The sequence below is a fragment of the Arthrobacter globiformis genome, assembly GCF_030817195.1.
Classification (GTDB): domain Bacteria; phylum Actinomycetota; class Actinomycetes; order Actinomycetales; family Micrococcaceae; genus Arthrobacter; species Arthrobacter globiformis_D.
Window position 1 is genome coordinate 2,007,206 of the sequence record NZ_JAUSYZ010000001.1, and the last position, 12,336, is coordinate 2,019,541.

Here is a 12,336-nt window from a genome sequence, read left to right on the forward strand (position 1 = left end):
CAGGGGCGGCTGCACGATAGAACTGCGGACATTGTCCGCGGATACGTAAGGAGATCGGTTTCCATGCCGAAGATGAAGACCCACAGCGGTGCTAAGAAGCGCTTCAAGCTGACCGGCAGCGGCAAGCTGCGCCGCCAGCAGGCCAACCGCCGCCACTACCTGGAGCACAAGTCCTCCAGGCTGACCCGCCGCCTCGCCGGCGACAAGATCGTCTTCAAGGGCGACGCCAAGGTCATCCGGAAGATGCTCGGCATCTAATTTCCAAGCATTCTGACTGACTGACTGCCGCCTGGCAGCAGTCAACTACCAATAAGCCTTCTCAGGCCAGCCGGTTACCGGCAGTAGTCGCTTGGGATCAGATTTTTGAAGGAGTACGCACGTGGCACGTGTGAAGCGGGCGGTAAACGCCCACAAGAAGCGCCGGGTTATCCTCGAACGCGCCAAAGGTTACCGTGGACAGCGCTCACGCCTGTACCGCAAGGCCAAAGAGCAGCTGCTGCACTCGTTTGTGTACAGCTACGGCGACCGCAAGAAGAAGAAGGGCGACTTCCGCCGCCTGTGGATCCAGCGCATCAACGCTGCGTCCCGCGCCAACGGCCTGACCTACAACCGCCTGATCCAGGGCCTGAAGGCCGCTGAGGTCGAGGTTGACCGCCGCATGCTGGCCGAGCTCGCCGTTTCCGACGCCAACGCTTTCGCTGCGCTGGTCCAGGTTGCCAAGGACTCCCTGCCTGCAGACACCTCCGCTCCGGCCGCCAAGGCTGAGGCTGCACCGAAGGCCAAGGCAACCCGCGCACGCGCTGCGAAGAAGCCGGCTGCTGCAGCTGCTGAGTAAGCACGCAACTCCCAGTTCAAGGACCGGTGGCAACAGCCACTAAGGTTTCTTATATGAACGAAACCGGGCGCCCGCAAGACTTTCCACTCTCCAATCCCCGAGCAGATCGGGTCAGGGACGTGGCAAAGCTTGCAGGGCGCCCGGTTCGTTTAAAGCGCCGGCAGTTCCTGGCCGAAGGCCCGCAGGCGGTACGTGAGGCCCTGGTGCTTCACGGCAAGCGGATCGCCGTGGGCCAGCCGGGCATAGTCCGCGAGGTGTATGCCAGCGAGGCCTGCCTGGACCGGTACCCGGAGTTTGAGGAACTGGCCGTGGGAACCAGCGCCCGGCTCGCCACGGACGACGTGCTGGCCGCCATGGCGGACACTGTCACCCCGCAGGGCATTGTTGCGGTGTGTGATTTCGTGGACGTCGCCCTGGCGGACGTGCTCGACGCCGGTCCGCGGCTGATTGCCGTGCTCTGCCAGGTCCGCGATCCCGGCAATGCCGGGACGGTGCTTCGGGCCGCAGATGCAGCCGGTGCCGACGCCGTGGTCCTGACCGGTGCCAGCGTGGACATCTACAATCCCAAGGCGGTGCGCTCGACCGCTGGCTCCCTTTTCCACCTGCCTGTCGTCCTGGGCGCCGACGTTAATGAGCTGGTGGCGCTGTGCAAGGGCCGGGGGATCGGCGTGCTTGCGGCGGACGGCTACGGGCAACTGAACCTTGACCGCCTGCAGGACGAGAACGCCGCACGCCGGCTTGGCGCATCAAGCGCCGGCTCGGACTACGCACTGGAGAACCCCACGGCCTGGCTTTTTGGCAACGAAGCCCAGGGGCTCTCCGAGGACGAGCTTGCCCTTGCCGACCATCGGGTGGCTGTGCCCGTGTATGGCGCCGCCGAGAGCCTGAACCTTGGCACGGCCGCCACGGTCTGCCTCTACGCGAGCGCGAGATCCCAGCAGCCCGCCTAGCGCGGATGAGTTTTTGTACAGATGTTGGCCGCAAAGGGCACTCTAGGTCGCGACAACTGCACAAAAACTCCAACCGCAGGCACCGCCGGTAGCACGGCAAAGCTGGCAGCAACTCAGAGCCGGTAGCAACTCAAAGAGGAGCGGGGGTCCACCGTTTGGTGGACCCCCGCTCCTGTCTGTTTTGTCTGATATGGACTGGGCCTGCTGAGGACCAGTGCCTGTGATCCGGGGCTGTTACGGTGCCCGGGTGCTGTGGCTGCGGCCGGTGATTGCGCCGTAGATGCCTGCAACTACGAGGCCGCCGATGATGGCGAGGATCCAGGTGCCGAGGTCAAAGAACGCCAGGTCACCCTTGCCGAAGAGAAGGCTGCCAATCCAGCCGCCGACGATGGCGCCAACGACGCCCAGAACCAAGCTGGTGACCCAGCCGCCGCCGACCCTGCCGGGCATGACGGCTTTAACAATTGCGCCTACGATCAGGCCGAGAATAATCCAAGCAAGAAAACCCATTGTCTGCTCCTTCATATTCGTCGGGATCGATTCTTATCAGTCCCGATATGGCTTCAAGCTAACACAGTGCGCGTTTCTTTGTCAGCAGGCTTAGTTTTGGCTTTTTTGCGGCGCCCAGTGGCGCTGTGCGGTGTCTCTTCCGGGCCGGACGGGTACGGTATTTACTAGACGGCGGTTCCATACCGCCCTGTCCCATCCGTTGAAATACCCACGTGAAGAGGTGAGCCTCCCTTGGCTGCAAATGGCGGTACCAAGGCGATTGTTGCGGCGCTAGCCGCCAACCTGACCATCGCCGTCCTGAAGTTCGTCGCGTTCCTGCTGACACGCTCCTCATCCATGCTGGCTGAGGCCATCCACTCTCTCGCCGACTCGGGCAACCAGGTCCTGCTGCTGGTGGGCGGGAAGCGCGCCCAACGGGCGGCCAGCCCGGAACACCCCTTCGGCTACGGACGCGAACGCTACATTTACGCGTTCATCGTTTCCATCGTGCTCTTCAGCGTCGGCGGCCTGTTTGCCCTGTATGAGGCATGGGAAAAGATCCAGCACCCGCACGCGATCGAAGGTGACTTCTGGTGGGTGCCCCTGGCCGTGCTGGTGGGTGCCATCATCGCCGAGGCATTCTCGTTCCGGACGGCCATCATGGAAGCCAACCACGTCCGCGGCAGCCAGGGCTGGATCAGCTTCGTGCGGACCGCCAAGCAGCCCGAGCTTCCGGTGATCCTGCTCGAGGACTTCGGTGCCCTGCTGGGACTGGTTTTCGCCCTATTCGGCGTGGGGCTGACCCTGCTGACCGGCGACGGCATCTGGGACGCAATCGGCACCGGCATGATCGGCCTGCTGCTGGTGGCCATTGCTGTGATTTTGGCGATGGAGACCAAGTCCCTGCTGCTGGGGGAGTCGGCAACCAAGGACGACGTTGGGCGCATCCGGCACGCCATCGAAACGGACGGCACCGCCATCATCCACCTCAAAACCCTGCATCTGGGCCCGGAGGAGCTGCTCGTGGCCGCCAAGATCAGCGTGGAGGCGGGTGATTCCGGGCTGGATATCGCCAAGGCCATCGACGACGCCGAAGCCCGGATCCGCTCGGCAGTTCCCATCGCGCGGGTCATCTACCTGGAGCCCGACATCCGCCGTGCCCAGGTGGCCAGCGGGCCCGCCCTCGCGGGCGACTCAGGCGCCTAGCTGCTTAGCCGAAGTAGAGCCGCTGGCTCCGTGACACCTGTTACGGGGCCAGCGGTTTTTTGCGTTCCAGCAGGCCGCTGAGCAGGGCCACCATCAGGCCGAGAATGGCCAGGACGGCACCCACCAGCGCGGGCGCAACATAGCCCCAGCCCCAGGCGATCACCACACCGCCGAGGAACGCGCCCAGGGCGTTGGCGACGTTCAGCGCGGCGTGGTTGAGTGAGGACGCCAGCGACGGCGCATCAGGAGACGCGTCCAGCAGCCGGGTCTGCAGGGCCGGGACGAGCATGGACCCGGCGCCGCCCACCACGAACACCATGACGAAGGCTGACCACGGCCAGTGCACGGCCACGGCGTATACCACCAGTGCGACGGCGATTCCCGGCAGGACGCGGTAGATGGTCCCCATCACGGACTTGTCCGCGATCCGGCCACCGAGGATATTGCCGGCCACCATTCCCAGGCCGTACAGGGCCACCACAAACGGCAGCAGGGCGGCGGGGATCCCGGCCACGGAGGTCATGGTGTGGGAGATATAGGTGTACGTGGCGAAGAACCCGCCAAATCCGACGATGCCAATGAGGATGGCCAGCCAGACCTGCGCCCGCTTCAGTGCGCCCAGTTCCCTGCGGATGCTGGCGTCCGCATGCGCCTGCTGGAACGGAACGAATCTCCAGATGAGCGCCAGGGTCACCAGTCCCAGCACTCCCACCAGGACAAAGAGCAGCCGCCAGCCAAAGGCCTGGCCGAGCCAGGTGGCGAAGGGAACACCGACCACATTGGCAACGGTGAGCCCCGCCATGACCATGGAGATGGCCCAGCCCCGTTTTGTCGGCGCCACCGAGCGAAGCGGCAATCACGGCGGCCACGCCAAAGAACGCGCCGTGCGGCAGTCCGGCGGCGAAGCGGGAAACCAGCATACTCGCGTAATCGGGAGCGATGAACGAGGACAGGTTGGCAACGCTGAAGAACAGCATGAGGCCCAGCGCAAGGAACTTGCGCGGCAGTTTCGCCCCGACGGCGGCGAGTACCGGGGCTCCCACCACGACGCCCAGGGCGTAGGCCGAGATGAGATGGCCGGCCTCTGGGGTGCTGATCCGGAGTCCGAGTTCGACCTCTTTGAGCAGCCCCATCATGGCGAACTCGGTGACCCCGATGCCGAAGCCACCCATGGCCAGGGCCAGGATGGCGGGACCGATGCGCGTGGCGGCCTTGGGCGTGCGGGGAGCCTGGACAGTGGAAGTCATGTGCCTGCTTTTCGAAGGGAGATACGGAGTAGGCCTCGTTGCCACTGATATGTCTGATTTTAACAAGCTCTGGGGCGGGATGGATATTCCGGCCCTCATAGACTGGACCCGTGACTGAACTGATCAACGTCGTCGGCGGCGCCGTGCTCGACTCGCTGTCCGCTCCCGCCCGGCTTCTCGTGGCGCGCCGGACGGCGCCTCCGCAGTTTGCCGGCATGTGGGAATTTCCGGGCGGCAAGGTGGAACGGGGGGAAGCTCCGGAAAGTGCACTGCACCGGGAGCTCCGTGAAGAACTCGGCATCGGCGTCGTGCTTGGGGAGGAGCTGGAAGCGCCAGGACCGGCCGGCTGGCCCCTGAACGACAAAGCCGCGATGCGGGTGTGGTTCGCGGAAGTGGCCGACGGCGACCCCCGGCCGCTTGAGGACCACGATGAACTTCGCTGGGTCAGCATCCGCGAAGGTGACGAAGCTCTCAGCCTGCCCTGGATTCCGGCCGACCTCCCGATTGTCCAGGCGCTGCTCGCCAGCGTCGCCGCGGTGAACCGTGCGGACTCTGTCCCCGGGAATTAACACCACCCTTCACGGCTTTCCTTGAGCTGATTGTTCGGATTTGTTGCCCTTCGGGTGTGGTCGGGCAAAGCGGCGCGGGCAAAAGCACCCTGATCCGCACCATCAACTCCCTGGAGCAGCCGGACTCTGGCACCGTCCACGTCGATGGCCGGGATATGACAAAGCTTGCCGGCAAGGAGCTGCGGCAGGCCCGCCACGGCATCGGCATGATCTTCCAGCACTTTAATCTCCTCAGCGGGCGGACAGTGCAGGCGAACGTCGAACTGTCGCTGGAGATCACCGGTGCGGGCCGGGCCCAGCGCCGGACCCGAGCGCTGGATATCCTTGAACTCGTGGGCTTGCACGGCAAGGCGGACGCCTATCCCGCCCAGCTGTCAGGTGGCCAGAAGCAGCGCGTCGGCATCGCCCGTGCGCTGGCGTCCAACCCGTCCGTCCTGCTCAGTGATGAAGCCACCTCGGCGCTGGACCCGGACACCACACGCCAGATCCTTGACCTGATCCGGCAGCTGAGCAGGGATTTGGGCCTGACCGTGCTCCTCATTACGCACGAGATGGACGTGGTCAAACGCATCTGCGACTCGGCCGCGGTCATGAGCCAGGGAAGGATCCTGGAACAGGGATCCGTCGAGGAGCTGCTGACCACGGAGAAGTCCCTGCTTGGCCAGGCACTCTTCCCCCTCGGCGACATCCCGCAGACGTCCAACGCAGTCGTGGAAATCACCTTCACCGGAGTGGCCACCGACCGGCCGGTCATTGCCCAGCTGGCACGCCAGCACGGCATCGACGTCGGGATCCTGGGTGCCGCCGTGGAGACCATCCACGGCCGCCAGACAGGGCGGACCCGGCTGGAACTGCCCGGCGACGAAAGGACCGTGTCCGGGGCCGTCGCCGACCTGCGGTCCCAAGGACTCTACGTGGAGGTAATCAAGTGATCGACCGCAACGATCCGTACTTTTGGGCGGACCTGCTGGACACCATCCTCAAGGGCGCCGGGGAGACCTTTTACACGGTGGGCGCCAGCCTGCTCCTCACGGTTCTCTTCGGGCTGGCGGCCGGCGTACTGCTGGTGACCACTGAGGCTGACGGGCTGCTGGCCAGGCCCTTCGGCAGCCGTGCCCTGGGTGTCGCGCTGAACCGGGTACTCGACGTCGTGGTGAACATCGGCCGGTCCATCCCGTTCATCATCCTGATGATCCTCCTGATTCCCTTTACCCGCCTGCTGGTCGGCTCCTTCATCGGCCCGACCGCGGCGATCGTGCCGCTGGCGATCGCCGGCATTCCGTTCTTCGCCAGGCTCGTCGAAATCGGCATCCGCGAGGTGCCCAAGGGCCTGGTTGAAGCTGCCCAGTCGCTCGGCGCCACCCGGTGGACGATTCTCACCAAGGTCCTGGTTGCCGAGGCAGTCCCCGCCCTGGCACTGGGGCTGTCCACCACCGTTGTGGGCCTCATCGGATACTCCGCCATGGTGGGCGCGGTCGGCGGCGGCGGACTGGGCGATGTGGCCTTCCGCTACGGCTACCAGCGCTACAGCCCCGAGTACATGTTCGCCGTCGTCATCCTGCTGATCCTCCTGGTCCAGCTGTTTCAGTCGCTGGGCAACTTCGCCGCCCGCCGGCTGTCCCACCGCTGACAGCGGTTCCCACACCCACCCGATTTTCACCCCATCCGCTCCACCCTGAAAGAGTCCAGCATGATCCGATCCACCATCCTCAAGGCCGCCGCGGCCGGAGCCGCAGCCGTCCTGGCCCTCTCTGCCTGTGGCAGCCCAAGCTCGTCCACCGCCTCCGAGACCATCAAAGTGGGTGCCCTCGCGGTGCCCGCCGGCGACATGCTCAAGCACGTGCAGCGGGAGCTCGCGCCCAAGGAAGGGCTCACGGTCGAATACAAGGAGTTCAGCGACTACAACACGCCGAACCCTGCCGTGAGCGACGGCGACATAGACGCCAACCTCTTCCAGAACACCACGTTCATGGAGACGTACAACAAGGCCGCCGGCAAGAACCTGGTCAGCGTCGGGAAGGTGTACCTGCCGCCGATTGCCCTGTACTCCAACGAGGTGAAGAGCCTGGACGCCCTGCCCGAGGGCGCGTCGGTGGCCATCCCGAACGATCCCACGAATGAGGCCCGCGCGCTGAAGCTGCTCGCGTCCAAGGGGCTCATCGAGGTGACGGAGAACCCCATCACTCTCAAGGACGTGACGGCGAACCCCAAGAACCTGGAGTTCACGGAGATCGAAAACGCCAGCCTCCCGCAGGCACTGAACGACAAGGACGCTGCCATTGTCACCCTGGCGTTCGCTCTGCCGGCCGGCCTGAGCACGGACAAGCAGATCCTCGTCGAGGGCAAGGACAGCGCCTACTACAACGTGCTGGCCGTGAACGCCGACAAGAAGGACGACGCCCGGGTGCAGAAGCTCTACAAGATCCTGACGTCGCAGGAGATGAAGGACTTCATCCAGACGGAGTTCAAGGGCCTGGTGATTCCGGCCAGCTAGAGCTGGCTCAGAGCTAAGGCGGGCTCAGAACAGCGTGGGCTGGGACGTCCGGTCTGAGCTGCGGTGGCCATGCTGCCCCGTCCTCTGTTGCTCCGTCCTGTGTTGTCCTGTCCTATCCTGCCCTGGGCGATCCGGCGGAATGCTTCCCTCGGGGTAGGCGGCTTCCTCGCCGCGGGGATCGTCGGCCTGGTGATCGTCGACGTCCCGGTGGCTGAATCCGTGGGAGCCGGAAAAGCCGTGCCGGGCTTTGAAGTAGCGGACCCTGCCCGCCAGCCAGGTGCGGTATTCCTTGGACGCATACGAGCCCGTGCCGTACAGCCTGCGGTAGCGGCCCACGAGTTCCGGATGCCGGGCGGCGATCCACTGCATGAACCATTCCCGGGTGCCGGGCTTCAAATAAAGCGCTCCCGCCGTGACGCCGGTTGCACCCGCGGCCGCCAGTGAGGCGAACAGGGAGTCCAGTGCCTCGTCGCTGTCCGAGAGCCACGGCAGGATGGGCATGGCCATCACCCCGCAGGGCAGCCCGGCTTCGCGGAGCCTGGAAACGAGTTTGAGCCGGGCCCGCGGTCCAGGGGTGCCGGGTTCGATGGCCTCGGAGAGCTGCTCGTCCGTCATGGCGAGCGAGATCCCGACGCCCACCGGCACCTGTGCCGCGGCATGCTTCAGGAGCGGGATGTCACGCGCCAGCAGCGTCCCCTTGGTCAGAATGGACAGCGGAGTCCCCGAATCGGCCAGCGCACCGATGATGCCGGGCATCAGCCGGTACCGGCCCTCCGCCCGCTGGTAGGGGTCCGTGTTGGTGCCCAGTGCCACGTGCTGCCGGTTCCATGCGGGCTTGGCCAGCTCTTTGCGGAGCACCTCGGCCGCGTTGATCTTCACCACCACTTGGCTGTCGAAATCCAGTCCGGCGTCGAAGTCCAGATAGGTGTGGCTCTTGCGGGCGAAGCAGTAGACGCAGGCGTGGCTGCAGCCCCGGTAGGGGTTCACGGTCCACTCGAACGGCATCCGGGAGCCGGCGGGCACCTTGTTGAGCACCGATTTGGCGGTGACCTCATGAAAGGTGACGCCGGCGAACTCGGGCGTGGACACAGACCGCACCAGACCGGCCAGGGGAAGCAGCGGTGCAGTCCCGGGCATCTCTTCCTGTGCCGGTTTGAGTGCCTGTGCGTCCCATCTCATGCCCTCCATTCGAAGGTATGTTCGAACTTAAGTCAAGGTCCGCCGTCGGCGTTTCCCGCGGACAGGCGACTACGCTGGGTCCATGATTCTGCTCACCGGCTTTGAACCATTCGGCGGCCAGTCGATGAATCCGTCCTGGGTGGCCGCCCTGAGCGCACGGGATCTGCTCCGGGCCGACGGCCTTGCCGTGGGGGCGCTGGAACTGCCGTGCGTGTTCGGGGCGGCCGGGAGTGTGCTGCGGGATGTCCTCGGTGACCTGGAGCCGGAACTCGTGGTGTGCATCGGACAGGCCGGAGGCCGCGGGCGGGTGTCCCTGGAAAGGGTTGCCATCAACTGCGATGATGCGCCCATCCCGGACAACGCAGGGAACCAGCCCGTGGACCGGGATGTGGTGCCGGGCGGGCCTGCCGCCTATTTCACCTCGCTGCCAGTCAAGGCAGCCCTGCTCGCCGTTGAAAAGGCGGGTATTTCCGTGGAGATCTCACAAACGGCGGGAACCTACGTCTGCAACCACGTTTTCTATACACTCATGCACGAGCTCGCGTCCCGTCCGGGCGTCCGCGGGGGATTTGTCCACGTACCGTTCGCGCCGGACCAGGTAGAGCAGGGGAGCAGCAAACCGTCACTGCCTGTGGCGTCGATGGCGGAGGCGATTGCCGCCGTCGTCCGAACCTCGCTTAACCAGTCAATCGACGCAACCCAGCCAAACAACGCAACCCGGCGGTCCGACGTCGCGCTCGCCGCCGGCAGCATCCACTAGGCGGCAGGCCTTTCCCCCTGGTTCATCCGGTGGGGTGCGGGTCAGCCTCTGCGGGAGCCCAGCCCCCACTCAGCAGCTTCCACTCAACTGTGACACTGGTGCTAACGCCGGATTCACCGGATTCCACCGCCATGGCGTCGGCGGCGAAGGCCCGCTGCATCCCGCCCACCGGAACGGGCGCCGACGGCACGGGATGCTGCCGCACAGTGACCACCTCGCCCAGCTCAGTTCCGGCAAGCCCGGCGAGCTGTGCGGCTGCCGCCCGGGCGTCAGCCCAGGCGGCCTCACGGGCCAGCGCCATCACGGCTGCCGTATCGGCAAAGCCGAGCTGAACGCCATCCAGGCGCACGTCGTTGCCGCCTGCCTCCACTGCCGCCGCGATGACGCCCGGGCCGGCAGCGAGATCCCGGAGCCGGACGCTGAGCATGCTGGATGCCACATAGCCCGTGACCTGCTGGCCGCGGCCCTCCTGCCAGACGACGTCGGCACGGACGTTAAGCCCGGACGTCCTGATATCCCGGCCCTGCACTCCCCGCCTGCGCAGTGCGCCCGCTACGGCAGCGGACGCCTCGCCGGCGGCGGCATAGGCATCCCCGGCGCTGTCGCGCCGGCATTCCACGCCAACGGAGAGCGTCAGCAGGTCCGGTGCGGCCTCGGCGGTTCCGAATCCCGTGACGGTGACAGTCCGGGCTGCCGCTTGGCCCGCGGGTTCACTCATGCCTGCGCCTCCGGTCCACATAGCCGCCGGCCTCCAGGCCGGCATGCCGCTCGAAGGGATTTCCCGACGCCGGATCGCCGTAGCGTACTGCCGACCAGGCAGCGGCCGCGAAATAGAACAGCAGGAAGGGCAGCCCCAGGCACCACGCGTACTGGGTGCTGTGCCGCTCCTCGTGGCCCAGGAGCACACGGCCCGTCAAAGCCGTGTCGGCGTCTGCACGGAAGATGACCACGTTCCCCACGGTGAAAGCACCAGCCACCGGCAGCCGCCAGCGGTAACCGGTGGCGACAATCAGGCCGCGGGGACCCCGGAACGTCCTGGTGCCGGCCAGTCCGGCAAGCACCAGCCCCAAGGGGGTGGAGGCGTTCAGCACGTTTGCGAGTTGCCTAAGGCGCTGTCTTTGCGTCAGGGGGCCTCTTGTTCTGCGGCCTCTTGTTCTGCGGCCTCTCGTTAGGGGGCCTCTCGCTCGGGGGCCTTGCGTCATGAGGCCATGCTAGCCGCGGCCGGCCGCGCAGGACAGGCGCACGACAGGCGCAGGAAAGACAACGGCCCGGCGCTGCCTGACAGTCGCAGGCCTGACAGATGGCAGCCCTTTGACACAGGCGGCCGGGCCGCTGTCAATTAGCCCGGCGCTGTCAATTAGACTGGGAACAGTGCCTGCCGGCCACCCGCCGGCGAGCCTGCCCTTGTCTTTGGATGGCGTCTTTGGATGACGTCCTTGGATGACTTCATGCAATGACGTGCCAGCGACGGACGCGCTGCCGGGGAAACCGGCGCGGCTGCACCGGCGGCTGGCATCACCCGACTCGTAGCTAAGAACAGTAGATGACTGAAACTTTGCCGGGCGCCGCCGTCCCGAACCCTCTGGATGAAACCGCCATCAACGCCGCCGTGGAGCAGGCCGTCGCCGCCATCGCCGGCGCGTCCACGCTCGATGAACTCAAGGCAGTCCGCCTGGCCCACACCGGTGAGAAGTCGCCGCTCAGCCTGGCCAACCGTGGGATCGGAAGCCTGCCCAAGGACCAGAAGGCCGTCGCCGGCAAGTTGATGGGCTCATCGCGCGGCCGTGTTAACAAGGCGCTCGCGGACCGCACCGCCGAACTCGAAGCGGAGAACGACGCCCGGATCCTGGTTGAGGAGACCGTTGACGTCACGGCAGCCCCGCGCCGCCGCCGGGCCGGAGCCCGTCATCCGCTGTCCACGCTGCAGGACCGCGTTGCGGACATCTTCGTGGGCATGGGCTGGGAAATCGCCGAAGGCCCCGAGGTGGAATCCGAATGGTTTAACTTCGACGCACTGAACTTCAAGCCGGACCACCCGGCCCGCGAAATGCAGGACACGTTCTTCGTGGAGCCGCCCGAAGCCCACCTGCTGATGCGCACACACACCTCCCCGGTGCAGGTCCGGTCCATGCTGGAGCGGGAGCTGCCCATCTACGTGCTGTGCCCGGGCAAGGTGTTCCGCACCGATGAGCTCGATGCCACCCACACCCCGGTTTTCCACCAGTTCGAGGGCCTGGCCATCGACAAGAAGCTCAGCATGGCTGACCTCCGCGGAACCCTGGAGCACTTCGCCCGCCAGATGTTCGGCGACGAAGCCCAGATCCGGCTGCGCCCCAACTACTTCCCGTTCACCGAGCCGTCCGCCGAGCTGGACATCTTCCACCCCGGTGCCAAGGGCGGGCCGCGCTGGATCGAATGGGGCGGCTGCGGCATGGTCAACCCCAACGTCCTGCGGGCCGCCGGCATCGATCCGGACGTCTATTCAGGCTTTGCCTTCGGCATGGGCATCGAGCGGACGCTGATGTTCCGCAACGAGGTCGGCGACATGCGCGACATGATCGAGGGCGATGTACGTTTCAGCGAGCACTTCGGGATGGAGATCTAACA

The 12,336-nt window shown here is 65.8% G+C and carries 14 protein-coding genes and 1 pseudogene; 10 read left to right on the plus strand and 5 right to left on the minus strand.

From position 1 onward, the window contains the following. Positions 1 to 63 precede the first annotated feature (63 nt). The 3 genes from rpmI to QF036_RS09100 all read left to right on the plus strand — a co-directional run bounded on the left by rpmI (position 64) and on the right by QF036_RS09100 (position 1,785). A complete protein-coding gene (rpmI, locus tag QF036_RS09090) occupies positions 64 to 258 on the plus strand; it encodes a 50S ribosomal protein L35 (RefSeq protein WP_009358635.1) in 195 nt (64 codons plus the stop codon). A gap of 121 nt (positions 259 to 379) precedes the next feature. After that, positions 380 to 835 (plus strand): 50S ribosomal protein L20, encoded by a 456-nt coding sequence (rplT, locus tag QF036_RS09095; RefSeq protein ID WP_003798718.1) that lies wholly within the window; start codon positions 380 to 382, stop codon positions 833 to 835. A 53-nt stretch (positions 836 to 888) separates the two neighbouring features. Next, complete coding sequence (locus QF036_RS09100; RefSeq protein WP_307101121.1) at positions 889 to 1,785, plus strand: TrmH family RNA methyltransferase; 897 nt, start codon at positions 889 to 891, stop codon at positions 1,783 to 1,785. 234 nt (positions 1,786 to 2,019) lie between these two features. Here the strand turns inward: QF036_RS09100 and QF036_RS09105 are convergent, their stop codons facing one another. Next, positions 2,020 to 2,295, minus strand: coding sequence for a GlsB/YeaQ/YmgE family stress response membrane protein (locus QF036_RS09105; protein ID WP_003798714.1), 276 nt, complete (start codon positions 2,293 to 2,295; stop codon positions 2,020 to 2,022). A gap of 231 nt (positions 2,296 to 2,526) precedes the next feature. On the opposite strand from QF036_RS09105, the gene QF036_RS09110 reads away from it, so the two are divergent. Then, complete coding sequence (locus tag QF036_RS09110; protein ID WP_307101123.1) at positions 2,527 to 3,480, plus strand: cation diffusion facilitator family transporter; 954 nt, start codon at positions 2,527 to 2,529, stop codon at positions 3,478 to 3,480. Positions 3,481 to 3,520: 40 nt separating this feature from the next. Here the strand turns inward: QF036_RS09110 and QF036_RS09115 are convergent. After that, a pseudogene (locus tag QF036_RS09115) lies at positions 3,521 to 4,727 on the minus strand (MFS transporter). Positions 4,728 to 4,837: 110 nt separating this feature from the next. On the opposite strand from QF036_RS09115, the gene QF036_RS09120 reads away from it, so the two are divergent. The 4 genes from QF036_RS09120 to QF036_RS09135 are packed head-to-tail and all read left to right on the plus strand — an operon-like array spanning position 4,838 to position 7,790. After that, complete coding sequence (locus tag QF036_RS09120; RefSeq protein WP_307101125.1) at positions 4,838 to 5,296, plus strand: (deoxy)nucleoside triphosphate pyrophosphohydrolase; 459 nt, start codon at positions 4,838 to 4,840, stop codon at positions 5,294 to 5,296. A gap of 56 nt (positions 5,297 to 5,352) precedes the next feature. Continuing rightward, on the plus strand, positions 5,353 to 6,228 hold the full coding sequence (locus QF036_RS09125; protein WP_307101127.1) for a methionine ABC transporter ATP-binding protein: 876 nt from the start codon (positions 5,353 to 5,355) through the stop codon (positions 6,226 to 6,228). Beyond that, positions 6,225 to 6,926 (plus strand): methionine ABC transporter permease, encoded by a 702-nt coding sequence (locus tag QF036_RS09130; RefSeq protein ID WP_307101130.1) that lies wholly within the window; start codon positions 6,225 to 6,227, stop codon positions 6,924 to 6,926. Before QF036_RS09125 ends, QF036_RS09130 begins: the two co-directional genes overlap by 4 nt. 60 nt (positions 6,927 to 6,986) lie before the next feature. Continuing rightward, the gene (locus QF036_RS09135) at positions 6,987 to 7,790 is read left to right on the plus strand and encodes a MetQ/NlpA family ABC transporter substrate-binding protein (protein WP_307101132.1); all 804 of its coding nucleotides are present in this window, start codon (positions 6,987 to 6,989) and stop codon (positions 7,788 to 7,790) included. 24 nt (positions 7,791 to 7,814) lie between these two features. On the opposite strand, the gene QF036_RS09140 is transcribed toward QF036_RS09135, so the two are convergent. Then, positions 7,815 to 8,969, minus strand: coding sequence for an Rv2578c family radical SAM protein (locus QF036_RS09140; protein ID WP_307101135.1), 1,155 nt, complete (start codon positions 8,967 to 8,969; stop codon positions 7,815 to 7,817). Positions 8,970 to 9,051: 82 nt separating this feature from the next. Here QF036_RS09140 and pcp point away from each other — a divergent pair, with 82 nt between their 5' ends. Continuing rightward, positions 9,052 to 9,729, plus strand: coding sequence for a pyroglutamyl-peptidase I (gene pcp / locus QF036_RS09145; RefSeq protein WP_307101136.1), 678 nt, complete (start codon positions 9,052 to 9,054; stop codon positions 9,727 to 9,729). A 22-nt stretch (positions 9,730 to 9,751) separates the two neighbouring features. Here the strand turns inward: pcp and QF036_RS09150 are convergent, their stop codons facing one another. Next, positions 9,752 to 10,447, minus strand: a complete 696-nt coding sequence (locus QF036_RS09150) for an SIMPL domain-containing protein (protein ID WP_307101138.1) — start codon at positions 10,445 to 10,447, stop codon at positions 9,752 to 9,754. Beyond that, positions 10,440 to 10,820: a DUF4157 domain-containing protein gene (locus QF036_RS09155; protein WP_307101140.1), complete on the minus strand. Its 381-nt coding sequence runs from the start codon at positions 10,818 to 10,820 to the stop codon at positions 10,440 to 10,442. Before QF036_RS09155 ends, QF036_RS09150 begins: the two co-directional genes overlap by 8 nt. Positions 10,821 to 11,272: 452 nt before the next feature. On the opposite strand from QF036_RS09155, the gene pheS reads away from it, so the two are divergent. Next, the gene (gene pheS / locus QF036_RS09160) at positions 11,273 to 12,334 is read left to right on the plus strand and encodes a phenylalanine--tRNA ligase subunit alpha (protein ID WP_307101142.1); all 1,062 of its coding nucleotides are present in this window, start codon (positions 11,273 to 11,275) and stop codon (positions 12,332 to 12,334) included. Positions 12,335 to 12,336 lie beyond the last annotated feature (2 nt).